This window comes from Sphingomonas sp. Sphisp66, from assembly GCF_047324325.1.
Lineage (GTDB): Bacteria > Pseudomonadota > Alphaproteobacteria > Sphingomonadales > Sphingomonadaceae > Sphingomonas.
On record NZ_CP168508.1, the window covers coordinates 3019429 to 3043420 of the forward strand.

The window sequence follows — 23992 nt, forward strand, 5'->3', positions numbered from 1 at the left end:
ACGGGAGGGGACAGCTCGATGCGAAAGCACGATTCTATTCATCATGCGGACATGGCCGGCCGGTTCCGGACGGGGGCGCTGCGCGCCGGCGTCTCGGCAGCGGCGCTTGCCTGCTTTTCGGTGGCAGCGCCGGCCTGGGCGCAGGACACCGCCCCTGCCGCGAGCGGCGCGCAGGATGCGCCGGCCGAGGATACGATTGTCGTCCAGGGCTATCGCCAGTCGCTGCAGAACGCGCAGGCGCTGAAGAAGAATTCGGACGTGATCGTCGACTCGGTGACCGCCGAGGACATCGGCGCGCTTCCCGACCGCTCGGTCACCGAGACGCTGCAGCGCATCCCGGGCGTGTCGATCAACCGCTTCGCCGCCGGCGTCGATCCCGACCACTTCTCGGTCGAGGGCTCGGGCGTGGTGGTCCGCGGCCTCACCTATGTCCGCTCCGAGTTCAACGGGCGCGAGGCGTTCAGCGCCAATAACGGCCGCTCGCTGAGCTTCGCCGACGTGCCCGCCGAGATGATGGGCGGCGTCGACGTGTTCAAATCGCCCTCGGCCGACCGCATCGAGGGCGGCATCGCCGGCGTGGTCAACCTGCGCACCCGCAAGCCGTTCGACGCCAAGGGCCTGGTGATCGCGGCCTCGACCGAAGTGAACTATGGCGACTTCGCCAAGAATCCGGGCGCCAACCTCTCGGCCGTGATCAGCAACCGCTGGAACACCCCGATCGGCGAGTTCGGCTTCCTCGCCAGCGCGTCCTATTCGAACCTGAAGAGCCGCGCGGACCGCCTGCAGATCTCGAGCTTCCGCCTGCGCAACCTCTATTCCGACGGCGACGTGAACGCCAATGGCGGCACCACGGTGAACAAGCGCGTGCTGTTCCCGCGCGGCGCGGCGATGGGCAGCCAGGAATTCGACCGCACCCGCTATGGCTATTCGGCCGCGGCGCAGTGGCGCAGCAATGACGGGTCGATGGAAGCGGTGGCGCAGTTCCTGCGTTCCGACGCGCGCCAGGCCTGGACCGAGCACGCCATGGAGATCGCGACCGACAACGTATCGTCGAACGGCGATTCGCGGCGCGTGCCGGGCACCACGCTCAACTTCGACAGCGACGGCATGTTCACCAGCGGCACGATCACCGGCCCGACCGGCTGGCGCGCCGACCAGAACAGCGGCGGCGACGCCCGCGTGCCGATGCTGGGCCTGCAATCGAACAACATCGCCCGCGCGCATGACGAGCGGCTGGTGACCGACGATTACAGCTTCAACTTCAAGTGGGACGTGAACGAGCGGCTTGGCGTGGTGCTCGACTATCAGCACGTCAATTCGAAGACCAACCTGATGGACAACGGGTTGTGGAACTCGACCTATCAGAACGCCTCGATCCAGCTGCGCGGCAGCGACTATCCGATCGTGCAGTTCCTGCCGCCGCAGGTGTGCAGCGGCCCGGCCGCCAATTCGCAGGACCCGCCGGGCGGCGACAATGACTGCGCCGGCTTCGGCGCCCGGCCCGCGGCCGCGCCGGGCTCGCAATATTCGCCCAACTACTATGGCGCGGGCCACACCAGCTTCACCGATCCGTACAACAGCTTCCCGCGCGCGGCGATGGACCATATCGAGGACAGCGACGGCAATTCCGACGCCTTCCGCCTCGACCTGGAATATACCCTGCCCGAGAACGGCTTCCTCAAGTCGATCCGCGTCGGCGGACGCTGGGCCGATCGCGACCAGATCTCGCGCTTCTCGACCTATAACTGGGGCGTGCTCTCCGAGCAGTGGGGCAATGGCGGCCCGGTCTGGCTGAGCGACAATGTCGACGGCACGACCGGCGGCAATGGCGGCTCGGCGGTGCTGGGCAACTACAACGCGCCCTATTATTTCAGCAACTTCTTCCAGGGCCAGGCGCCGAACCCGCTCGCCGGCCAGGGCCGGATGTTCTACACGCCCAACTCGACCGCCGATTATGCCGCCTATGTCGCCTATGCGAACATGGTCGGCCGCGAGTGGCAGCCGGGCGTGGCGAACTGCCCGTCGGACACCGTCGTGCGCAACGGCGGCTGGAACGCGCTGGCCGCACGCTGCGGCGTGATCGCCGGCACGCCCTTCCTGCCGAGCGAGATCAACCCGATCCGCGAGACCAACAAGGCCGCCTATGTGATGGCGCGCTTCGACACGCAGCTTGGTGGGCTGCGCCTGACCGGCAATGCCGGCGTGCGCTACACCACCACCAACCGCGACTCGCAGGGCGTGCAGCAATATACCTATGGCAGCGTCTACCTGCCGACCGAGGCGACCTGCCTGGCGCCGCCGGCCGACGCGTCGGCGGTGGTCCAGGGCTTCTGCGCCATGCCCCAGGCGACGCGGGACTCGGTGCGTGCCTTCCAGAACGGCGCGCTCGTGCCGACCCCGGGCAAGACCAAGTACAGCTACTGGCTGCCGAGCCTGAACCTGAAGCTCGAAGTGGGCGGCGGGCTGCAGTTCCGTGCGGCCTATTTCAAGGGCATCTCGCTGCCGGCGACCGGCCTGATCCGCAACTATGGCGACATCCGCGTCAACGCGGTGCAGAACACCAATGCCGACGGCACGGTGATCCCCGGCAGCTTCCGCCTCCAGGCGACGGTCAACCGCGGCAACCCGTTCCTCAAGCCAGTCGAGGCCGACAATTTCGACCTGACCGCGGAATGGTATTTCTCCAGCGTCGGCCAGCTGACCGTCTCGGGCTTCTACAAGCGCCTGAAGAACGTGGTGACCAACAACACCGAGCGCCTGAACCTGACCAACAACGGCCAGACGTTCAGCACGGTCTACACCAAGCCGGACAACGCCACGGAGACCGGCACGATCAAGGGCGTCGAGGTCGCCTATCAGCAGACCTTCAACTTCCTGCCGGGGCCGCTCAAGGGCCTGGGCCTGCAGGCCAACTACACCTATATCGAATCGAGCGGCGTGCCGCAGAGCACGCTGTCCGAGACCGATCCGGACGTGGGCGCGGGCCGGGTGACGACGGTGCGGCTGCAGGACCTGCCGCTCCAGGGCCTGTCGAAGCACCAGGTGAACATCACGCCGTTCTTCGACTATGGCCCGCTGTCGCTGCGCGCGACCTATTCGTGGCGCTCCGACTTCCTGCTGACCATCCGCGACGTGATCGTGCCGAACGACCCGATCATCAACAAGGCGACCGGCCAGCTCGACGCGTCGATCTTCTATTCCTTCTCGCCGCAGGTGAAGATCGGCGTGCAGGCGTCGAACCTGCTCAACGAAGTGGTGCGCACGACTGCGATCGTGACCGACGCGACCGGCAAGAATGTCGAGGTGCCGCGCGGCTGGTACATGAACGACCGGCGCTTCGCCGCGATCATGCGCTTCAACTTCTGACCTGAGACACACCCTGCCTGGCGCTGCCGGTTCCCGCCGGCGGCGCCATTTTTTTGTGCGGCGTACGGAAAGTCATGCGACATCATGGACATGCGGGAGACATGAACCGCCGGGACTATGCCCGAACATTGTCGGGGACAGGAAGCATGACGCCGCTGCGGGAGATGGAGGGGCCGCTCGACGCACCGGGGCTGCGCGCGTTGATCCAGGGCTATGTGCCGGTGGTGCTGCGCGGCGTGGCGAAGGACTGGCCGCTGGTCGAGGCAGGCGCGGTGTCGGCCCAGGCGGCGTGCGACTATCTGCTCGGCTTCGATCACGGTGCGGCGGCCGAGGCGTTCGTCGGCCCGCCGGCGATCAAGGGCCGCTTCTTCTATTCGGACGACATGCGCGGCTTCAACTTCGAGCGGCGCAAGGGGCGGTTCGCCGACCTGCTCAGATATCTGCTGCAGCTGCAGGGGCGCGAGGAGGTGCCCGCCGTCTATGCCGGCGCGGTGGGGACGGCGCAGGCACTGCCGGGCTTTGCCGGGGCCAACCAGCTCGCCGCCCTGTTCGGCATGGGCGCGGAGCCGCGCATCTGGGTGGGCAACCGGACCAGCATCAGCACCCATTTCGACGCATCGGACAATATCGCCGTGGTCGCGGCAGGACGGCGCCGCTTCACCCTGTTCCCGCCCGACCAGACCGCGAACCTCCATATCGGCCCCCTCGACCATACGGTCGCCGGCCAGCCGCTGAGCATGGTCGATCTGGCCGAGCCCGACTTCGAACGCTTCCCGCGCTTCCGCGACGCACTGGCGGTGGCGCAAGTGGCGGAGCTGGAGCCGGGCGACGCGATCTTCATCCCCGCGCTCTGGTGGCACCATGTCGAGGCGCTGTCGGACTTCAACGCGCTGGTGAACTTCTGGTGGACGGACTCGCCCGACCAGGACGCGCGGTTCGACGCGATGATCTATGCAGTGCTGACGCTGAGCCGCCTGCCGGCCGAGCGGCGTAGCGCCTGGTCAGAATATTTCGACGCCTTCGTGTTCCAGGAACATGGCGACCCCGCCGCGCACATGGCCCCCGAGCATCGCAGCGTGCTGGGCGAGCCGACGCCGCAGCTGCGGCAATATATCAAGCAGTATCTGATGCGGGGATTGCAGAGGCCGTAACTCCCTCTCCCCTTCAGGGGAGAGGGTCGGGGAGAGGGGAAGTGCGGGGCCTTATCGATAGCCCCTCTCCCCTGCCCTCTCCCCGTGAGCGGGGAGAGGGAGTTATTACTTCCCCTGCCCGGGGGCGTAGGGGTTGGTGATCGCCTTGTACCAGTCGAGGTCGTGCGCCGGGGCGGCGTGTCCCGCCGGCAACGGGCGCTTCGAGATCGACTGGAAATAGGCGATCGAGGCATCGCGCCACCAGGTCGCTTCCGCATGCTGGATCGCCAGGAAATCGCGGACCTCGGCCCAGCGGGGCTCGTCGACCTTGCCGCGCAGCCCGGCCCAATCGGCCTGCATCCTGCCGACCGCGCCGACGCCCGCATCATAGCGGGTGACCAGCTCGTCCCACAGGGTGCGGCCCGAGCGGGTGCGATAGTCCCAGGGGAGATGGTGGAACCAGAGCAGCAGCTTCTCGGGGATCGTCTTCGTGCTGCCCCAGGCCTTGACGATCTCGGGCGCATATTGGCCGAGCGCGTCGCTGCCGCTCTTCGTCCGGTCGAAGCCGATGCCCGCGGCGTCGGCCTTGTGGTAATAGACCGGGTTCCATTCTGGGCGGGCGAGATCCGAGACCCAGGGGCCGGGGCCATAATGGTGGCTGGTCGCCATCAGATGGCCGAGGCCGAGCGGGGTCATGTAATCGACCACCGCCTCGCGCGAGCCCATCATCATCGAGACCACCGTGTCGACCACCCGGGGATCATTGCCCCAGGTCATCCGCGCCCAGTCCCGGGCTATGACCTCGGCCTTGGCATCCGGATCCCAGGCGAAGCGGCCGAACGCGTACCAGTTGGCCTGGTCGAACTGCGAGCCCGACCAGTTGCGGTCGTTGCCGATATTGGCGACCCCGGCCATGCCGGTGGCGGCGCCGGCATCGATCGGCGTCTCGATCACCTTGGCGACGGTGCTGCCCTTGCCCGGCCGGAAGGTATCGGCCTCGAGCGCCTCCTCCCACATCGTGCCCAGATAGGCGAGATGGGTGGCGAAGCCGAGATATTCCTTGGTGATCTGGAATTCCATCATCAGCGGCGTCTTCGGCATCGCGCCGAACAGCGGATGGAAGGGCTCGCGCGGCTGGAAGTCGATCGCGCCGTTCTTGACCTGGACCAGCACATTGTCGCGGAACTTGCCGTCGAGCGGCTGGAACTCGGTATAGGCCTGCTTGTGCCGGTCCTCGGCATTCTCGGCGGCATAGACGAAGGCGCGCCACATCAGGATGCCGTGATGCGGGGCGAGCGCATCCGCCATCATGTTGGCACCCTCGGCATGGGTGCGGTGATAGTCGGCCGGGCCGGGCTGGCCTTCTGAGTTCGCCTTGACCAGCAGCCCGCCGAAATCGGGGATCACCGAATAGATCTCGTCGATCTTGGCTTTCCACCAGGCCCGGACCGCCGGATCGAGCGGATCGGCGGTCTTGAGCTTGCCGAGCTCGATCGGCGCCGAGAAGCGCGCGGTGAGATAGACCTTGATGCCGTACGGCCGGAACACTTCCGCGAGCGCCTTCACCTTCTGGAGGTAATCGGGACGCAGGATATCGGCATTGGCGTTGACGTTGGTCAGCACCGTGCCGTTAATGCCGATCGAGGCATTGGCCCGGGCATAGTCGATATAGCGCGGGTCCTTGTGGAGCGGCAGCTTCTGCCAGTCCCAGATCGACAGGCCGGAATAGCCGCGCTCGACATGGCGATCGAGATTGTCCCAATGGTTGAGGACGCGGACCTTGAGCTTGGGCGAATCGGTGATGTCGAGCTTGTCGATGGCCGCGCCGGTCTGGAGCAGCTTGAGCAGGCGGAACACGCCGTAGAGCGCCCCCACATCCTTGTCGGCGAGGATGAGGATGGTGCGCTTGCCCTCCACCATCATGGTGCGGATCGCATAGCCTTCGTCGCCGAGGCTCCGCGGCAGATCGAGCGCGGCCACGTCGAGCGGCACGGCGTCGGAAGTGGCGATGAGGATGCCCCCCGCTTCATCGATCCTTCCATGCTGGCCGGGAACCGCACCGAGCATCCCGCCGAGCCCGCGCTTCAGCTCGTCCGCCGCCGCGGCGATGACCGGGCGATCGGTGGGCGCGACGAAGTAGCGAACCGCCGGCGCGACACGCGCCTTCGCGCTGGATTCGAGCGGCTGATAGCGCAGCCAGAGGTCATATCCGTCCTCGGCATGCACTTGATTCGCAAGGCCGAAACACATAAACGCAGACAAAATAGTCAGCAATTTCCGAAGCATCGCTCTTCCTACCTGCAAACGGTCAAACGCCGCCGTTGACAAGCTTGTAACAGGGCAACAATGGTAGCGCTACCAAGCAGATAGGCGCGCCGAGCGATGCGCCGGAACAGGAAGGGGAAACAGAGACGTCATGGCCGAGATCCTGTCCGCGCGCGTGATCGTCACCTGCCCCGACCGCAATTTCGTGACACTCAAGATCGAGACTGCGGACGGCGTCACCGGCATCGGCGACGCGACGCTGAACGGGCGTGAGATGGCAGTGGTCGCCTATCTGCAGGATCACGTCATCCCCTGCCTGATCGGGCGCGACGCGCACCGGATCGAGGATATCTGGCAGTATCTCTACAAGGGCGCGTACTGGCGGCGCGGCCCGGTGACGATGTGCGCGATCGCCGCGGTCGACATGGCGCTGTGGGACATCAAGGCCAAGGTCGCCGGCCTGCCGCTCTACCAGCTTCTCGGCGGGGCGAGCCGCGAGGGCTGCATGGTCTATGGCCACGCAAACGGCGCGACGATCGAGGAGACGATCGAGGAAGCCGTCCGGCACGTGGAAGAGGGCTACAAGGCGGTGCGGCTCCAGGCGGGCGTGCCGGGGCTCAAATCCACCTATGGCGTTGCCAAGCCGGGCCAGCGCTACGAGCCGGCGGACGGAAGCCTGCCGACCGAAAGCCTGTGGTCGACGGAGAAATATCTCCGCTCGGTGGCGCCGCTGTTCGAGAAGGCGCGCGAAGTGCTGGGCTGGGACGTCCACCTGCTCCACGACGTCCACCACCGGCTGACCCCGATCGAGGCCGGGCGACTGGGCAAGGAGCTGGAGCCCTATCGGCTGTTCTGGCTGGAGGATGCGACGCCGGCCGAGAACCAGGCCGGCTTCCGGCTGATCCGCCAGCACACCACCACCCCGCTGGCGGTGGGCGAGATCTTCAACACGATCTGGGACGCCAAGCAGCTGATCGAGGAGCAGCTGATCGACTATGTCCGTGCGACGATGGTCCATGCAGGCGGCATCACCCATATGCGCCGGATCGCGTCCTTCGCCGATCTGTACCAGGTGCGCACCGGCTGCCACGGCGCGACCGACCTGTCGCCGGTGTGCATGGCCGCGGCGCTGCACTTCGGCCTGTCGGTGCCCAATTTCGGCATCCAGGAACTGATGCCGCACACGGCGAAGACCGACGCGGTCTTCCCGCACGCCTATGGCTTCAAGGACGGAATGATGCACCCGGGTGATGCTCCGGGGCTGGGGGTCGAGATCGACGAGGAACTGGCGGCGAAATACGAGTACAAGCGCGCCTATCTCCCCGTCGCGCGGCTCGAGGACGGGACGCTGTTCAACTGGTAAGCGGGGAGAGGCTGGCCATGACCGAGATTACACGCCGTGGATTGCTGGGTGCGGGTGCGGCGCTGGCCGCCCTGCCCCTGCCCGCCATCGCCCAGGCCGCCGAGGGGCTGAACGCCGTGGCGAAGACCAAGGGCATGCGCTTCGGTTCCTGCGTCGCTTGGGGCCCGCCGGGGGCGGATCGCGGCTCCTTCGCCAATCCGAAATATGCCGAGCTGCTCAAGCGCGATTGCGGCGTGCTGGTGGCGGAGAACGAGTTCAAGTGGCAGGCGATCCGGCCCGATGCCAAGACCTTCAACCTCGACCATTTCTCCGACATGATCGATTTCGCCGAGGCGAACGGCATGGCGATGCGCGGCCACACGCTGCTGTGGCACAAGACGCAATATTTCCCGAAATGGCTGAACGAGCATGACTTCGGCGCCAGCCCGGTGAAGGAGGCCGAGAAGATCCTCGGCACGCACATCCGCACCCTGTGCAAGCTCTATGCGGGGCGGATCACCAGCTTCGACGTGGTCAACGAGACGGTGGAGGAAGGCAGCGGCGCGCTGCGCACCTCGTCGCTGTCCAAGGCGTTCGGCGGGACCGAGGCGATGCTCGACTTCGCCTATCACACCGCCCGCGAGCATGCCCCGGGCGTGGAGCTGACCTATAACGACTATATGAGCTGGGAGCCGGGCAACGAAGGGCACCGCTACGGCGTGCTCAAGCTGCTCGAAGGTCTGCGCAAGCGCGGCGTACCCTGCGACACGCTGGGCGTGCAATCGCATATTGGGCTGACCGATGGCGGCACCGTCGGCGCGCTGGTGGGCCGGCAGGAAAAGCCGTGGCGGACTTTCCTCGATACCGCGGTGCAGCTGGGCTACCGCCTAGCGATCACCGAGTTCGACGTGAACGACAAGGTGCTGCCGACCGACGCCAAGCTGCGCGACGGGATCGTCGCCAATTATGCCGCGGCCTATCTGGAGATCATGTTCTCCTATCCGCAGCTGCGCGACGTGCTCGCCTGGGGCATGTGTGATCGCTTCACCTGGCTCAACGGCTTCACCCCGCGCAAGGACAAGACGCTGCAGCGGGCGACGCCCTATGATGACAAGTACCAGCCCAAGGCGCTCTACGGGGTGATCCGGGATGCCTTTGCGAGTGCGCCGGCGCGATAGGTCGATCTTGTTCAAGATCGTTCAGAAAACTCGTGCTAGGGGCTGATTCGACGAACCTATTGCGGGAGTGGAACGATGGCGGCGGCAGCCGCGAGCCAGGAACCGAGCTTCGAGGCGCTGCTTTCCGGTGACCTCGACACGGGCCAGCTGCACGCCCTCGCCGATCGTATCGCCGCGCTCCATGCCGCCGCGCCAAAAGGGGACGGCGCGTCCTTCCGCAAGATGCTCGCCCTTGCCGCGACCAGCGAGGCGCAGAAGGCCGAGCTTGCCGCGCACCAGGACTCGATCGCCCGCCGCATCGCCACCGGGCGGATGCGCGCGGTGTTGGGCGAGCCGATGGACATGCTCTACGACCTTGCCCGGCCGGTGCTCGACGTGATGCGGGGCGGCATGGCGGGCGAGGCGAACACGCTGGCCAACCGCTATCTCGACATCGCCCCGCAGGGCGCGACCGGCTGGGCGCTGCTCCCGCTCTATCTCTCGCTGCGCGCCAGTGCCGATGGCGATACCGAGCTGGCCGACAGCCTGCTCGCCCCGGCCCAGCCGCGGCTGGTGGTGATCGGCGGGCTCTCGGGCACCGGCAAGTCGACGCTGGCGCGGCTGCTGGGGAGCCGGATCGGCCGCCTGCCCGGCGCGCGGGTGCTGCGCTCCGACGTGTTCCGCAAGCGCCTCGCCGGCGTGAGCCCGGAAACCCGGCTGCCGCCCAGGCATTATACCCGTCGCAATGACGACGAGACCTATGAGGCGCTGTTCGAATCCGCGGACGATCACCTGGCCTGTGGCAACAGCGTGATCCTCGACGCGGTATTCATGGCGCGCAGCGAGCGCGACGTGGTGGAGGCGCTGGCCGACCGCTACCGTGCGAGCTTCACCGGCATCTGGCTGGAGGCCCCCGAAAAGGACCGCATCGCCCGGGTAAAGTCGCGCGAGAACGATGCGTCGGACGCGACCGAGAAAGTGGTGCGCGAGCAGTCACGCCGCTCGGTCGGCGAGATCCACTGGCACCGCATCCGGGTGAACCGCCCGCAGGAGCTGATCGTCGCCGCCGCGCGCGCCGCGCTGGACCGGGCGCGCTGATGGCGATCGCCACGCTGACGCTCAACCCGGCGCTCGACGTGACGACCTGCACCGAGAAGGTGCGGCCCCAGCACAAGCTGCGCTGCTCCGCCCCGCGCTTCGATCCGGGCGGCGGCGGGATCAACGTGGCGCGGGTGGTGACGCATCTGGGCGGCATGGCGACCGCGGTGTTCCCCAATGGCGGGCCGGCAGGCGCGACGATCGTCAAGCTGCTCGAGGAGCAGAAGATACCGATCCTGCCTGTGCCGATCGCCGGCGCGGTGCGCGAGAGCTTCACCGTGGATGAGGGCCGGCCGGGCGACCAGTATCGCTTCGTGCTGCCCGGGCCGGAGCTGAGCGAGGACGAGCAGGCGGCACTGCTCGATGCGCTGTTCGGCGTGGCGGACGTCAACCACATCGTGGTGAGCGGCAGCCTGCCGCCGGGCTGCGACCCCGCCATCCTCAAGCGCATCGCGGAGCGCTGCCGCGCCGCGGGCGTGAATCTGGTGATCGACACCTCGGGGCCGGCGCTGGCTGCCTGCGAGGGCGCGGAAGCCTGGCTGATCAAGCCGAGCCTGCGCGAAGTCGCCGACCTGCTCGGGCGCGAGATCGCGAGCGAGGCGGACGAGGCGGCGGCCGCCAAGGAGCTGTGCGACCGCGGCTTTGCCGAATGGGTGGTGGTCTCGCTCGCCGAGCGTGGGGCGCTGCTGGTCGGCAAGGACAAGGAATTGCGCGTGGCGGCGGTGCCGGTGGAGGCCAAGGGCACGGTGGGCGCCGGGGACTCGATGGTCGCCGCGATCACCCTCGCCGCATCGCGGGGCAAGGGGATCGAGGACTCGTTGCGCTATGGTATCGCCGCCGGCGCGGCGACGCTGATGACTCCCGCGACCGAACTGGCGCGCAAGGAGGATGTCGAACGGCTTTACGCCGGAATGGCTTCCTGAACGCGCTCTGCTTCTGCCGCGTCCTGCTTGTAGAACAGGCCGTACATCGCCTCGAGCATCTGGCGCGCCTCTTCGCTGGCGAGCGTGTAGAAGATCATCTGGCCGTCGCGGCGCGCGGCGACCATCCCTTCGCGGCGCAGGAGCGCGAGCTGCTGCGACACGGCGGTATCCCGCGCACCCGTGAGGCGTGCGAGCTCACCCACCGACTTCTCGCCATCGAGAAGGTGGCACAGCAGCAGAAAACGGCTTCGACCCGATAGCGCCTTCAGGAACGCGGAGGCGCGATCGACAACTGCGATCATTTCATTCTTCACGGGGCGGACAGCTAGGGTGCCAGGGCACCGGTTGCAACCGGTATCGCGCGGGAAATGCAAAGGAATTTTATATAAAGTTGAAGATATTCATCTGTGGCAGCGCAAGCAGGCGATCCCCATATCCGGTTCGTGTCCACATTGTTTCCAACACTTTTCGAAGAGCCCCTGCCCGCCGGCGTCGAACAGGTGAAGAATATCATTTCACCTATGGAAGAAGCGGAACTGATTCGGGCCATCGACACGGCGGACCTCGAGCCGTTCCGATTTCAGCAATGGCTGGGCAAGCGGCTGACCCGCAGCTTCGGCTGGCGCTACGACTTCACCGATTCAAGCTTTGGCGAGACGGAGGCGCTTCCCGACTGGCTGTTGCCGCTGCGTGCGCGGGCGGCGGAATTCGCCGGGCTGGCGGCGGACGCGCTCGTCCAGGCGCTGGTGATCCGCTACGATCCGGGCGCCGGCATCGGCTGGCACCGCGACCGGCCGGTGTTCGAGCATGTCGTCGGCGTATCGCTGGGCGCGCCGGCAGTGCTGCGGCTGCGCCGGCGGCGGGCGGACGACGGGAAGTTCGACCGGGCGGAAGTGCCGCTGGAGCCGCGCGGGGCGTACCACCTCTCCGGCGAGGCGCGGCATGTGTGGGAACACAGCATCGCGCCGATGGACGCGCCGCGGTGGTCGGTGACGTTCCGGAGTTTGGTGGGCTAGCTCCACTCCCTGAAAGGGAGGGGTTGGGGGTGGGTCGATATACGCGATACTGCCGGCGCCTGGACATCGGCCACAGTATCGCCAGGCCTCCACCCACCCCTAGCCCCTCCCTTTGAGGGAGGGGAATCAAAGGGCGCTGAAATCGATCGGTCCGTCCTTGTCGAGCGTCTTGGACTGGTCGGCGAGCGGGTATTTCAGCCCGGTCGCGCAGTTGAACAGCAGCACCTTCTCCTCGGGCGAGACCAGCCCCTCGGCCAGCGCCTTGCGCCAGGCCGCCAGCGTCGCGCCGCCCTCGGGGCAGAGCAGCAGTCCGTCCCGGCGGGCGGCATCGTCGACTGCCCGGGCGATGCTCTCGTCGCTCACCGCCATCGCCACGCCGCCGCTCTCGCGCACCGCATCGAGGATCAGGAAGTCGCCGACCGCCTGGGGCACGCGGATGCCCATCGCGATCGTGTGGGCGTCCTCCCAGCGGGTCGCGTGGCGCTCGCCGGCCTCGAAGGCGCGGACCATCGGGGCGCAGCCTTCGGCCTGGACCGCGATCATCCGCGGGCGCTTCGCGCCGATCCAGCCCAAGGCTTCCATCTCGGCAAAGGCCTTCCACATGCCGATCAGCCCGGTACCACCACCGGTGGGATAGAAGATCACGTCGGGCAGCTCCCAGCCGAGCTGCTCGGCGAGCTCCAGGCCCATCGTCTTCTTGCCCTCGATCCGATAGGGCTCCTTGAGCGTCGACAGGTCGAACCAGCCGCGCTCCTTGGCGCCCTGGCCGACAAGTTTGCCGCAATCGTCGATCAGGCCGTTGACCCGGTAGACGCGCGCGCCCTGGGCGGCGATCTCGCGGACGTTCACCTCGGGCGTGTCGGCTGGGCAGAAGATCACCGACTCGATCCCGACCCGGCTGGCATAGGCAGCCGCGGCGGCGCCGGCATTGCCGTTGGTCGGCATCGCGATCGTCTTCACACCCAGCTCCTTGGCCATGGCGATCGCCATGACCAGCCCGCGCGCCTTGAACGAGCCGGTGGGCAGCCGACCCTCGTCCTTGACCCAGAGATGCTTCGCCCCGGCTTCGGCGGCCAGCTTGTCGAGCGCGATGATCGGCGTGGCGATCTCGCCCAGGCTGACGATGTTCTCCGTGCGGCGCACGGGGAGCAGCTCGCGATATTTCCACAGGTCGGCCGGGCGCCGGGCGAGTTCGTCGCGGGGCAGCGCGGCCTTCACGCCTTCGAGATCGTAGCGCACCAGCAGCGGCCGCCCGACCCGAGACAGGCCATGAAGCTGGTCCGCCTCGTAGCGCTCTCCGGTCATCGAGCATTCGAGATGGGTGACGAAGGTCTGGCGGTCGGCGGTGATATTGGCGTCGTGGCGCAACTTGCTACTCCGGTCGGGCGAGCGATTCCTCCACCGGCGTATAGGCCGATCGTTTCCCGGGCACATCCGGAACATCGGTGGCGAAATAAACCATGCCCGTCCCCGCCGCCCGATCGATCCACAGGCCGGACTTGAGCCCATAGGCGTCGCCCGAATGGCCGAAGCGCCTGCGGCCGTCGCCGACCGGATCGTCGCGACAGCCCGGCGCGCCGGTGGCGGTGAACATGACGGCGAGGCCATAGCCGCAGGTCGCCCCGCCCGTCGGCACCGCGACCGAGATGTCGCCGCCGATATCGCCGTTATGCCCGTCATAGGTCCAGAGTGGCGTCTCCAGCATGCGGACCGAGGACGGGCGGAGGATCCGCACCCCGTCGAGCCGGCCGTCGTTGAGGAACATCCGGCCGACCCGCGCCAGCCCGCGTGCGGAGATGCGCAGCCCGCCCTGGGGCGAGAAGATCGCGCCGTTCCTGCCGGGCAGCCAGGTCGAAAGGTCGCAGCTACCGTTGCCGGCGGGTGTGACAGCACAGGCGGGCGTGGTGCTGCGATTGTCGTCCTTGACCGGCTGGCCCTCGCGATACTGGACGATCGCACGCGCTGCGGTCTCCGGCTTGCAGCTGGCCCAATTGTAGCAGGCATCGAGCTGCATCGGCCTGAGGACGAGACGGTCCATCAACCGGTCGAAGCGCTCGCCGGTGGCGCGCTCCATCACCGCGGCGATCACCGGGAAGTTGAAATTGGTATAGGCCCACCAGCTGCCGGGTGCGTGCTCCGCATCCCATGCCCTGGGGTCCTGGAGCACCACGCGCATGTCTGCATCGAGCGGCAGGACATAGTCCACCCGGTCGGTGAGGCTCGAGCGGTGCGAGAGCAGCAGGCGCAGGCTGATCGGCCTGTCCGGAAAGGCGGGATTGCGCAGCTTCCAGCCGAGCCAGCGCGAGACGTCGGCATCGAGATCGAGCCTGCCCTGCTCGACCAGCCGCAGCACCCCGATCGCGACGACGAGCTTCGAGATCGAGGCGATGCGCACCGGATCTTCGGCGGTGACCGGCCTGGACGAAGCGACGTCGGCCAACCCCTTCAGGCTGACCGACGTCTCTCCTCTCCTATCGAATGTCACGCGGACCGCGGCGACCGGGTCCGCTGCCGCTGCAAGCAGGAGCGCGGCGGCGATCATGCCGGCTCCATCATAAGGGATGGAGCCGGCATGAGGATCACTTCAGGCTGATGCGGATGCCGGCGCGGAACTGACGGCCGAGCATGTCCGAATAGGTGCTGTTCGCGGCAAGGCCGGTTTCCGGCACCAGCAGCGGCCAGCGGTTGAACAGGTTGGTCACGTTGATGAAGAACTGCGCCTTGTTGCCGCCGAAAGGCACGGTCTGGCTCAGGTTGAGATCGACGTAGAACAGACCCGAGACCTGGTTGTTGTCATAGGTCTGGAACGTCGAGGTAGTGGTGGTGACCGGGCAGCTGGTGGTGCACTCGATGCCGGTCGCCGAATACTTGCCCGCACTGACGCCGCGGCCGGTGACGGTGGCCGAGAAGGTCTCGCTCTCATAGGTGGCGCTGCCGCGGAAGATCCAGGTCGGCGTGCTGGCCTGGCCGCCATTGGCGCCGACGGTGTTCACCGCCACCTGGCCGACGATGCCGGTATCCGACAGGTTCTCGATATAGCGCGTCGCGACGCCCTTGAGGGTGAAGGCGCTCCCCCCGCCCAGCGGGATCCGATAGGCCGCGTCGAAGTCGATGCCGCGCACCAGCTTGCGCACGAAGTTGAACGGCTGGCTGCGGATCAGCTTGTACGGCGCTGCAGGCGTCGAACGGACCGGATCATCGCTGATCGCGGCGCAATATTCGGCAATGCCCTCGGCGCAGCGGTTCATGATCTCCTGGGCGCTGATCGAGTCGATCGCGCCTTCGAGATCGATGCGGAAATAGTCAGCCGACGCGGTGAAGCCCGGCAGGAAGCGCGGCGAGACGACGGCGCCGATATTCCACGAATTGGCGATTTCCGGACGCAGGTTGGGATTGCCGGTGACCAGGCCCGAATAGCCGAAGGTCTGCGGCCCGTTCAGGCCGTCCGCGGTGTACTTCGGGTTGCGCACCGAGTCGCTGTTGGCGGTGCCTGCCTGGTACAACTCGTTGAGGTTGGGCGCGCGGATGTCACGCGAACGCGTCACGCGGAAACGGATGTCCGGGATCGGCGCCCAGGTCGCACCCAGCTTCCAGGTGGTGACGTAGCCGGCGTTCGAATAGTCGGTGGCGCGAACCGCACCGTTGAACTCCAGGCCCAGGCCGAGCGGAACCACCGTCTCGAGATAGGCTTCCTTCACGCTGTATTCGCCGGTGAAGGGCAGGTAGTTGCCGACCGACCAGGCATTGGTGGTGCCGGTGGTGGTGATGACCGGCTGGTATTCCTTCGGCACGCTGCCGCGGATCTTCTCCTTGCGGACTTCGCCGCCGACCGAGACGCTGACGTCCCCGGCCCAGGTGGCGAACGGCGTGACCGACCAGTTGGTGCCGGCGACATATTGCTCGAGCACCTGGTCGCGATACGGGTTGCCGAGCACATAGTTGATCGCCGCCTGGTCCGCGACGCCGACGCCGAGGCGGTTCAGCGGCACGCAGTTCGGATCGTCGTTGGTGGTGCTGGCATCGACGTTGATCAGGCACTGGATCGAGCCGACGGTATAGCCGCGGGCATTGCCGGCCGGCGCGAAAGCCGCGGCAGTGGCGTTGGCCATGCGCGTATTGTGCATGATGTTGCGCAGCTGCTCGCGCACGTCGGAGCGGCCATATTGGGCATAGACTTCCCAGTGCGCCGCCTTGCCGAACGCGTCGAAATCGCCATTCGCGCCGACGACATAGCGCTGCACCTTGCGCTCGTTGTCGATCGCGCGGAAGGGCAGGTCGGCCGCGGTGGTCGCCACCGTGACGCTGGTGACGCCGGCGAGGCGCGACGCACCGAGCGCCTGGAGCGCGAAGGCGTTGCAGGTCACCGGCACCGGCACGGTGGTGCAGCCGGTGGTGTTGTAGGTGATGCCGGTCGACAGGTTCGGACCCGCGTTGAAGAAGACCTTCTGCTTGTTGTACGAGCCCTCGGCGAACAGCTCGACGCCGTCCATGACCTCGAAGCTCAGCCGGCCGAAGACGCCCCAGCGATCGTCCTTCGGCATCAGGCCGATGCGGCGGCCGGAATCATTGACCTGCCACGATCCGTTCTGCGTGACGCTGGGCGCCGAGGAACCGGCCGCCCGGGTGAACGCCGGGAAGGTGAAGGTACCGTAGTCGAAGGTGTTCACCGCGCCGCCCTGGCCGAAATACAGGCCGCGAAGCGCATTGGCGGTGGTGCCGGCCGAACCGGTGATCAGGCCGCCCGGCGCCGAGTTGGACGCGCCGACGTTTCGCAGCGTGGTGAAATAGCGGTTGAACGTGCTGACGCCCGACACCCAGGCCGGATTCTCGGCGCGGACATAGCCGGTGTGGTTCCACTCGCGCTCGCGCCCGACTTCGAAGATGCCGTCCTGGTGATCGATGTTCGCCGCGAGCAGGACATGGCCGCGGCCGCCGGCGAACGACTTGCCGCCCGCGATGCTGCCCGAATAATTGCCGCCGTCGCCATAGGTGGTGACGCCGGTATCGGCCTCGATCTTCAGGCCTTCCAGCTTCTTGTTGAGGATGAAGTTGACCACGCCCGAGACGGCGTCCGAACCATAGGCCGACGAGGCACCGCCGGTGACGACTTCGACGCGATCGACCAGCGCCTGCGGGATCGTGTTGATGTCCACCCAGCCATAGATGGTCGAGCCGACCGAGCGGCGACCGTCGAGCAGGACCAGCACCCGGCCTTCGCCGAGGTTGCGCATGTTGAGCGCGTTGATGCCTGCCGAGCCGTTCGAGAGGTTGAGGCGCGAGTTTGCCGGCTTGGTCGAGCCGGCGAGCTGCGGCAGCTGGTTGACGAAGTCGGCGATGTTGTTCGTCGGCGACGTGTTCTGGATGTCCTGCTGGGTGAGGACGGTGAGCGGCGTCGGGTTCTGGAACCCGTCGCGGCGAATGCGCGAGCCGGTGACGAGAATTTCGCCTTCCTCGGCCGGTGCCGCCTGTGCCGGCGCTTCCTGCGTCGCCGGAGCGGTGGTCTGTGCCCAGGCCGGCATTGCGAGCGCGATCGCCGCAAATGCCGAACTGCTGGCCAGAACCTTCTTGAACGCCCTTGCTTCGATCATGTCTCGAACCCCCTGAATCCCGCAATATCCCGCGCGGTTGAGAGGGCATTAGGTACCAATAATGTTGCGTCGCGCCATAGTTTCTCTTCCCCGCGCCATAACCCGACGGCATCAAATGTGACGAATACGCGTCAAAGCGTGACACGGCTGCAACACAAGCCTGCCAGCATCGCCATTGACTGCGCGCCCGACCCGTCCGAGCCTTAGGCGAACAGGACGAGGAAGGCCCTTCATGACCCGTTTTCACCCCGTGACGCCGCGTGACTGAAGCTCCGAGTCCCGCCACGCCGGCGATCCGCCCGGGCTTCGGAAGGCTCGCGCTGTACCTGCTGCTCGGCTTCGCCGCGGGCCTGCCCTTCTACATGTTCAACGCGGTGCTGCTGCTGCGGCTGGCCAAGCATGGCGTGGACATCGTGACAGTGGGCTTCTTCGCCTGGGTGGCGCTGCTGCCGACCTTCAAATTCGCCTGGGCGCCGCTGCTCGACAAGTATGACGTGCCCGGCTTCGGGCGCTTCTGGGGCAAGCGCCGCGGCTGGATCATGCTCTCCCAGCTCGGCATCTTCCTCTCCACCGTGGCGATGGCGTTCACCTCGTCCGACGCCAACCTGCAGGTGACCGCGCTGTTCGCGGTGCTGCTCGCCTTCTGGACCACCACGCTGGAGGTCGCCGCCGACGCCTGGCGCATCGAGCTGGCGCCGACCGCCGAGCAGCAGGGCCCAATGGTGGCGGCGAACCTGTGGGGCTATCGCAGCGCGATGGTCGCCGCGGGCAGCGGGGCGATCTACATCGCCGCGAAGAGCGACTGGACCACCGCCTATCTGGTGATCGCGGCGGCTGCCTTCCTCCCCTTCCCGATCCTCGCCTGCATGCGCCCCGATGGCGGGCATGGCGGCGGCCGGGCGACGGCGCTTGTCACCGGCATCCTGGCGAGCGCGGTGGTGCTCGCCGGCAGCCTGGTGATTACCGCGCTGGTCGGCTGGACGCTGCTCACCGCGATGGGATCGGTCGGGCTCGATAACCCGGACATCGTCAAATATTGGGTGTTCGCGGTGGCGCTGCTGCCCTTCGTCGCGCTCGGCGTTGCGGTACCCTGGATCAAGGGCTTGCCCGGCAACCACCGGCTGCTCACCACCTCGCCGCTGGCCCCCTATCTCAACGTCGCCTGGCGCTACGGGCTGGTGGTGATCCCGATCCTGCTGTTCGTCTCGGTCTACCGGATGGGTGACGTGATGGCGCTCACCCTCTCCCACCCGCTGTTCAACGCGCTGGGCTATAGCCTGGAGGCAATCGCCGTCGCCGATGGCGCGGTGGCGTTGCTCTCCTCGATGCTCGGCGTGGCGCTGGGCGGCTGGCTGGCAGCCAAGGCCCCGATGGGCTGGGCGCTGGTGATCGGCGCGATCATGTCGGCGCTGAGCAACTGGATCTTCGCCTGGCTCGCCTATCAGGCGCCGGGCGGGCCGGTATGGTTCTCGCTGCTCGGCGTGCAGGTGACCGCGGGCGATTTCGACCTGTATCTGGCGATGGCGCTGGATCAGTTTGGGCATGGATTCGAAGGCGCGGTGTTCGTGGTCTATTTGTCGATGCTGGTGAACCCGCGTTTCCCGGGTACGCAATATGCGCTGCTCTCGGGGCTCGCCTTCCTGATCCCCAGGCTGCTCGCCGGGCTTTCGGGCGTGTTCCAGAAGGCGATCGGCTATGACGGCTTCTTCATCATGGCCGGCACGATGAGCGTCGCGGCGCTGATCTTCGTACCGTTCATCGTGCGGGCGAAGGCGCGGCCGGACGGCGAGGCGGTGACGGCATGATCGAGGCCGCTTTCGCACCCGCCGCGGACGCAGTCGCCTCGGGCCGCATCCCGGGCGCGACGCTGGGCGTGGTCGCCGCGGACGGGCGGCGCTGGGTGACCCACACTGGCATGGCTGCGCTCGTCCCCGAGCCCGAGCCGCTGACGCTCGACCATTGGTTCGACCTCGCCTCGGTCTCCAAGGTCATCGCGACCACGACGATGATCCTGCGGCTCGCCGAGGAAGGGCGGATCGATCTCGACGCGCCGCTGACGACGGCGATCCCGGACCTGCGCCAGTACGACGTGGCCGGCGCCTATGAGCGCACGCTCACGTTCAGGGATTGCCTGGCCCACCGCACGCTCTTCCCCGCGGTCGAGCCGATCTACACTTATGGGGACGATCCGGATCGCCTCCGCGCCTTCGTGCTGCAGCGCGAATGGAAGCACATTGCCGAGCCGGTCTATTCGGACATCAACTTCCTGCTGCTCGGCATCGGGATCGAGCGGGTGACCGGCGCACCCTTAAGCGAATGGCCACTCGGCCCCGGCCTCAGCTACGGCCCGCCCCCTGGCCCCGCCGTCGCGACCGAGCGCTGCATGTGGCAGAACCGCGTGCTCAGGGGCGAGGTGCATGACGAGAATTGCCGGGCGATGGGCGGGCAGACCGGCCATGCCGGGCTGTTCGGCACCGTCGCCGGGGTGCTCGACTTCGCCCAGGGCGTGCTGAGCGGCAGCTTCTCGGACACCATGCTCGCGGCGATCCGCACCCCGCAATACAGCCACCGCACCTGCGGCTGGGAGCGCAAGTTCGCCGGCTGGTCGGGCGGCCAGGCCTGCTCGGACGAGACGATCGGGCATACGGGCTTCACCGGCACCGGGCTGTGGATCGACTTCGAGCGCGGGCTCGCCTGGACCCTGCTCACCAACCGCGTCCACCCGACGCGCCATTTCGACAGCGGCATCTTCGTGCTGCGCCCCGCGACGGGGGATGCCGTCATCGAAGCGTTCGACGCATGCTAGAGGCAATCCCCCCAGACCGGCTTTCCCGGCCGGGCGAGGACCTTTTCAAGGTCCCGGCGCATGCCATCGATGTCCTGGCTACGGGCCGGCCCATAGAAGCCGCCCGGCCCCTCAGCCTTGCAGAACTCCGCATCGGGCATGTCGGTACCGGTCTGCTCCCGCTTGAACTTGTCGAGCTGCGCTTCGGTCAAGCCACCCTTGTCGATCAGGACGCGATCGAGACGGCCCGCGCCTTCCGCGACGAAGGCCTGGAGCGCGGCATCCTCTCCAGAGTGGCAGCGCTTACCAACCTGATCGAGCGTATTGTAGATCGCCCAAAGGCAGACCGTGCCAACGGTCGGCTCCTCCCCCGATCTGGGGGGTACGTCCTGCACCGCCATGGCGAGCGGCGCGGCAAGCGCGAGAATCAGACGAACGATCATGGATACAGGCTGCCGATGGCAAGCCGCGGAATCCAGCACTAAGCTTTTTGGAAAACAGGAGTTCCCATCATGCTGTCTCTCCTCGCCCTCGCCATCGCCCTGTCCGGGCCCGATGGCGACACCCCCTCCCCGGCCGACCGGCTGGCGCACCAGCAGATGCTGGTGCTCGACACCCATCTCGACACCCCCGAGCTGTTCGAGCATCCCGGCTGGAAGTTCGACGAGTGGCACGACCGCGACTTCGACAAGAGCCAGATCGACCTGCCGCGCATGGAGCAGGGCGGGCTCGATGGCGGCTTCTTCGTGATCTACACCGGCCAGGGCCCGCTGACCCCCGAAGGCTATGCCAAGGCGCGCGATGCCGCGCTGACCCGCGAGATGTGGATCCAGCGCGTCGTAGCGGCGAACAGCGACAAGATGGAGCTCGCGACCACGCCGGAGGACGCCTATCGCATCGCCAGGGCCGGCAAGCGCGTCGTCTTCCAGTCGATCGAGAACAGCTATCCGCTGGGCACCGACCTGACCCTGCTCAAATGGTATCACGACCAGGGCGTGCGGCTCGCCGGGCCGATCCATTTCCGCAACAACCAGTTCGGTGACAGCGCCACCGACAAGGTGAAGCAGTGGAACGGCCTGAGCCCCTTGGGCAAGCAATGGGTCGCCGAGATGAACCGGCTGGGCATGGTGATCGACGTGAGCCACTCGTCGGACGATGTGTTCGACCAGGCGCTGGCACTGTCCAAGGTGCCGATCATCGCCTCGCACTCGGGTCCGCGCGCGATCTTCAACCACCCGCGCAACCTGGACGACGAGCGCATGCGCAAGCTCGCCAAGGCGGGCGGCGTGCTGCAGGTCAACAGCGTCTATCTGGTCGAGGGCGACCATGACGATGCCCGCAACAAGATCTCCGACCGCCAGGACAATTGGCACGCGCTCTCGGATGCCGAGCAGAAGAAGCTGATCGCCGACAAGGCAAAGGCGGACGCGACCAACCCTTATCAGGGCGCCGATTTCGAGCTGTTCATGAAGAGCCTGCTCCACTGCATCGCCGTGATGGGCGTCGATCATGTCGGCATCGGCGCCGACTGGGACGGCGGCGGCGGCGTGCGCGGTATGGAAGACATCACCGCGCTGCCCAAGATCACCGCCCGGCTGCGCCGCGAGGGCTTCTCGGATGCAGACATCGAGAAGATCTGGAGCGGCAACGTGCTGCGCGTGCTGAAGCAGGCGGAGGACTGGGCAACGAAGGGGAAGTAAAGAATAACCGTCATCCCGGCGAAAGCCGGATCTCATGCGGCGGCGCGATGCGGCCTGAGACCCCGGCTTTCGCCGGGGTGACGGCTAGGTCAATTCCCCGCCGCCACCAAATTCAGCGCGTCGTCCATGTACTTCGTCCCGCTCGCGTCGCGTGGCACGTCGTTGGCATAGAAGGCGAAGGTATAGGTCCGGCCGCTCGCGCCGGTGAAATAGCCGGCCAGCGCGTTGGTGGCGTTGAGCGTGCCGGTCTTGGCGAAGACCCTGCCCTCCAGCGGGGTGCCCTTGAAGCGATTGCGCAGCGTGCCGTCGACGCCGCCGATCGGCAGCGTCTCGCGATATTGCGCGCCCCAGGGCTGGGCAGCGATCCAGCGCAGCAGCTTCACCGTGCCGCGCGGCGCGACGCGGTTGTAGCTCGACATGCCCGAGCCGTCCGAAAAGTCCCAGGCAGTACGCGGCACGCCGGCGGCACCGAGCATCTTCTCGACCTGCGCGATGCCGTCCGCGATCGAGCCGCTGCCCTGCAGCGACGCAACGCGGCGCAGGGTCAGCTCGGCATGGAGGTTCTGGCTGACCTTGTTGACGTGCTTGAGGTCCTCGGCGAGCGGCGGCGGGGTCAGGCCGGCAAGGACCGGCTCGCCCGGCGCGGCCTGGACCACGGGCAGGCCCTTCTTGGCGCGATAATCGGGATCGTCCTGCGGGGTGAGCGCGCGGTGGCGGACCTGGACCTGGCCCTTCACCTTCACCCCGCGCGCCTCGAGCAGCACCTTGAGGCGCCAGGCGGCATAGTCGGCGGGATCGTCGATGCCGAGCTGCCAGCTCTTCGGCTTGGCATCGGCGCCGATCGTGCCGGTGATGCGGAGCTGCTTGCCGTTGGGATCGCGGTCCCAGCCCAGCTCGGTCTCGGCGCCCGGCACCGTCCTGGCCTGGTTGTCGACGGTGAAATAGGGCCAGAGATCGACCTTGGCGGGCTCGCCTGCCTTGGCCGGGGTGATGGTGAGCTTGAGCTCATTGTCGTCCAGGGTGAGCGCCGAGGCGCCGGTGCCCGAGGAGCTGGGGATGTTGTTCCAGCTCATCCCCGGGCCCCAGCGCTGATCGGGGAAGAGCGTGTCGTCGCCGATGACGTTGCGGACATGCTTTGTCTTCGCGGCAATCGCATCGGCGAGCGTGGCGAGGCAATCGACGGTGCAGTCGTCGGCGCTCGACAGGCGGGCGTCACCCCGCCCGCGCAGCACCACGTCCTCGCCCCGCAGCGCCACGGTGGCGCCGCCGATGGTGTCGGGCTGGTTGATGCCGGGCAGGTTCGCGAAGGCGGCCGCCGTCGTATAGATCTTGGTGTTCGAGGCGGGGATGAAGCGCCCGTCCGGGTTGATCGCGACGATCTCCTTCCCCGTATCGTCGACCACCACCAGCCCGAAGCGGGTGCCGGTGGGCGCCTCGGCGAGCTTGGCGGCGACGCGCTGCTCCAGCGTCTGCTGAGCGAGCGCCGGCGTGGCGAGGACAAGGGCGATGCCGAGGGCGATATGCTTCATGCCGCAAGCGTAACTCTCGCCGGACGCAGTGCAAACCCGCGATCATTCAGAGGAGTCGCCCGGGCATAACCGCCGCGCATGCCAGCATTGTTT

17 protein-coding genes are annotated in these 23992 nt (G+C 67.1%); 10 read left to right on the top strand and 7 right to left on the bottom strand.

Annotated features, from left to right (window positions below; translation table 11 throughout):
- The first annotated feature begins 51 nt into the window (after positions 1–51).
- Both ACEN8G_RS13995 and ACEN8G_RS14000 read left to right on the top strand, forming a co-directional pair.
- Positions 52–3366, top strand: coding sequence for a TonB-dependent receptor (locus tag ACEN8G_RS13995; RefSeq protein ID WP_413416266.1), 3315 nt, complete (start codon positions 52–54; stop codon positions 3364–3366).
- 146 nt (positions 3367–3512) lie between these two features.
- On the top strand, positions 3513–4517 hold the full coding sequence (locus tag ACEN8G_RS14000) for a cupin-like domain-containing protein (protein WP_413416267.1): 1005 nt from the start codon (positions 3513–3515) through the stop codon (positions 4515–4517).
- A 105-nt stretch (positions 4518–4622) separates the two neighbouring features.
- Here the strand turns inward: ACEN8G_RS14000 and ACEN8G_RS14005 are convergent, their stop codons facing one another.
- Positions 4623–6746 (bottom strand): alpha-glucuronidase family glycosyl hydrolase, encoded by a 2124-nt coding sequence (locus tag ACEN8G_RS14005; RefSeq protein ID WP_413418585.1) that lies wholly within the window; start codon positions 6744–6746, stop codon positions 4623–4625.
- A 166-nt stretch (positions 6747–6912) separates the two neighbouring features.
- On the opposite strand from ACEN8G_RS14005, the gene manD reads away from it, so the two are divergent.
- The 4 genes from manD (at position 6913) to ACEN8G_RS14025 (ending at position 11281) form a co-directional block, all read left to right on the top strand.
- On the top strand, positions 6913–8124 hold the full coding sequence (gene manD, locus ACEN8G_RS14010) for a D-mannonate dehydratase ManD (protein WP_413418587.1): 1212 nt from the start codon (positions 6913–6915) through the stop codon (positions 8122–8124).
- A 17-nt stretch (positions 8125–8141) separates the two neighbouring features.
- A complete protein-coding gene (locus ACEN8G_RS14015; protein WP_413418589.1) occupies positions 8142–9281 on the top strand; it encodes an endo-1,4-beta-xylanase in 1140 nt (379 codons plus the stop codon).
- A 75-nt stretch (positions 9282–9356) separates the two neighbouring features.
- Positions 9357–10358, top strand: coding sequence for an AAA family ATPase (locus tag ACEN8G_RS14020; protein WP_413418591.1), 1002 nt, complete (start codon positions 9357–9359; stop codon positions 10356–10358).
- Positions 10358–11281, top strand: coding sequence for a 1-phosphofructokinase family hexose kinase (locus ACEN8G_RS14025; protein WP_413418593.1), 924 nt, complete (start codon positions 10358–10360; stop codon positions 11279–11281). Before ACEN8G_RS14020 ends, ACEN8G_RS14025 begins: the two co-directional genes overlap by 1 nt.
- Here ACEN8G_RS14025 and ACEN8G_RS14030 read toward each other — a convergent pair.
- Positions 11260–11595 carry an ArsR/SmtB family transcription factor gene (locus ACEN8G_RS14030; RefSeq protein WP_413418595.1) on the bottom strand — a complete coding sequence of 112 codons (336 nt, stop codon included), beginning with the start codon at positions 11593–11595 and terminating at the stop codon, positions 11260–11262. The two genes, ACEN8G_RS14025 and ACEN8G_RS14030, sit on opposite strands and share 22 nt — an antisense overlap.
- Positions 11596–11724: 129 nt before the next feature.
- On the opposite strand from ACEN8G_RS14030, the gene ACEN8G_RS14035 reads away from it, so the two are divergent.
- Positions 11725–12297, top strand: a complete 573-nt coding sequence (locus ACEN8G_RS14035) for an alpha-ketoglutarate-dependent dioxygenase AlkB (protein WP_413740591.1) — start codon at positions 11725–11727, stop codon at positions 12295–12297.
- Positions 12298–12423: 126 nt separating this feature from the next.
- Here the strand turns inward: ACEN8G_RS14035 and ACEN8G_RS14040 are convergent, their stop codons facing one another.
- The 3 genes from ACEN8G_RS14040 to ACEN8G_RS14050 are packed head-to-tail and all read right to left on the bottom strand — an operon-like array spanning position 12424 to position 17885.
- On the bottom strand, positions 12424–13665 hold the full coding sequence (locus ACEN8G_RS14040; protein ID WP_413415856.1) for a threonine synthase: 1242 nt from the start codon (positions 13663–13665) through the stop codon (positions 12424–12426).
- Positions 13666–13669: 4 nt separating this feature from the next.
- Positions 13670–14839, bottom strand: coding sequence for a serine hydrolase domain-containing protein (locus ACEN8G_RS14045; RefSeq protein WP_413415857.1), 1170 nt, complete (start codon positions 14837–14839; stop codon positions 13670–13672).
- A gap of 37 nt (positions 14840–14876) precedes the next feature.
- Entirely contained in the window at positions 14877–17885 is a 3009-nt protein-coding gene (locus ACEN8G_RS14050) for a TonB-dependent receptor plug domain-containing protein (RefSeq protein ID WP_413415858.1), read from the bottom strand.
- Between the two features lie 260 nt (positions 17886–18145).
- On the opposite strand from ACEN8G_RS14050, the gene ACEN8G_RS14055 reads away from it, so the two are divergent.
- Positions 18146–19690 (top strand): permease, encoded by a 1545-nt coding sequence (locus ACEN8G_RS14055; protein ID WP_413415859.1) that lies wholly within the window; start codon positions 18146–18148, stop codon positions 19688–19690.
- The gene (locus tag ACEN8G_RS14060) at positions 19687–20691 is read left to right on the top strand and encodes a serine hydrolase domain-containing protein (protein WP_413415860.1); all 1005 of its coding nucleotides are present in this window, start codon (positions 19687–19689) and stop codon (positions 20689–20691) included. The genes ACEN8G_RS14055 and ACEN8G_RS14060 overlap by 4 nt, the downstream gene beginning before the upstream one ends.
- On the opposite strand, the gene ACEN8G_RS14065 is transcribed toward ACEN8G_RS14060, so the two are convergent.
- Positions 20688–21113, bottom strand: a complete 426-nt coding sequence (locus ACEN8G_RS14065; protein WP_413415861.1) for a hypothetical protein — start codon at positions 21111–21113, stop codon at positions 20688–20690. The two genes, ACEN8G_RS14060 and ACEN8G_RS14065, sit on opposite strands and share 4 nt — an antisense overlap.
- A gap of 69 nt (positions 21114–21182) precedes the next feature.
- Here ACEN8G_RS14065 and ACEN8G_RS14070 point away from each other — a divergent pair, with 69 nt between their 5' ends.
- Entirely contained in the window at positions 21183–22370 is a 1188-nt protein-coding gene (locus ACEN8G_RS14070; protein ID WP_413415862.1) for a dipeptidase, read from the top strand.
- Between the two features lie 89 nt (positions 22371–22459).
- On the opposite strand, the gene dacB is transcribed toward ACEN8G_RS14070, so the two are convergent.
- A complete protein-coding gene (gene dacB, locus ACEN8G_RS14075) occupies positions 22460–23899 on the bottom strand; it encodes a D-alanyl-D-alanine carboxypeptidase/D-alanyl-D-alanine-endopeptidase (RefSeq protein WP_413415863.1) in 1440 nt (479 codons plus the stop codon).
- Between the last annotated feature and the right edge of the window lie 93 nt (positions 23900–23992).

Bases quoted from the DNA above. Each gene is read 5' to 3' on its own strand.
- ACEN8G_RS13995 (WP_413416266.1), top strand. From the start codon at position 52: ATGGCCGGCCGGTTCCGGACGGGGGCGCTGCGCGCCGGCGTCTCGGCA.
- ACEN8G_RS14000 (WP_413416267.1), top strand. From the start codon at position 3,513: ATGACGCCGCTGCGGGAGATGGAGGGGCCGCTCGACGCACCGGGGCTG.
- ACEN8G_RS14005 (WP_413418585.1), bottom strand. From the start codon at position 6,746: ATGTGTTTCGGCCTTGCGAATCAAGTGCATGCCGAGGACGGATATGAC.
- manD (WP_413418587.1), top strand. From the start codon at position 6,913: ATGGCCGAGATCCTGTCCGCGCGCGTGATCGTCACCTGCCCCGACCGC.
- ACEN8G_RS14015 (WP_413418589.1), top strand. From the start codon at position 8,142: ATGACCGAGATTACACGCCGTGGATTGCTGGGTGCGGGTGCGGCGCTG.
- ACEN8G_RS14020 (WP_413418591.1), top strand. From the start codon at position 9,357: ATGGCGGCGGCAGCCGCGAGCCAGGAACCGAGCTTCGAGGCGCTGCTT.
- ACEN8G_RS14025 (WP_413418593.1), top strand. From the start codon at position 10,358: ATGGCGATCGCCACGCTGACGCTCAACCCGGCGCTCGACGTGACGACC.
- ACEN8G_RS14045 (WP_413415857.1), bottom strand. From the start codon at position 14,839: ATGATCGCCGCCGCGCTCCTGCTTGCAGCGGCAGCGGACCCGGTCGCC.
- ACEN8G_RS14050 (WP_413415858.1), bottom strand. From the start codon at position 17,885: ATGATCGAAGCAAGGGCGTTCAAGAAGGTTCTGGCCAGCAGTTCGGCA.
- ACEN8G_RS14060 (WP_413415860.1), top strand. From the start codon at position 19,687: ATGATCGAGGCCGCTTTCGCACCCGCCGCGGACGCAGTCGCCTCGGGC.
- ACEN8G_RS14065 (WP_413415861.1), bottom strand. From the start codon at position 21,113: ATGATCGTTCGTCTGATTCTCGCGCTTGCCGCGCCGCTCGCCATGGCG.
- ACEN8G_RS14070 (WP_413415862.1), top strand. From the start codon at position 21,183: ATGCTGTCTCTCCTCGCCCTCGCCATCGCCCTGTCCGGGCCCGATGGC.
- dacB (WP_413415863.1), bottom strand. From the start codon at position 23,899: ATGAAGCATATCGCCCTCGGCATCGCCCTTGTCCTCGCCACGCCGGCG.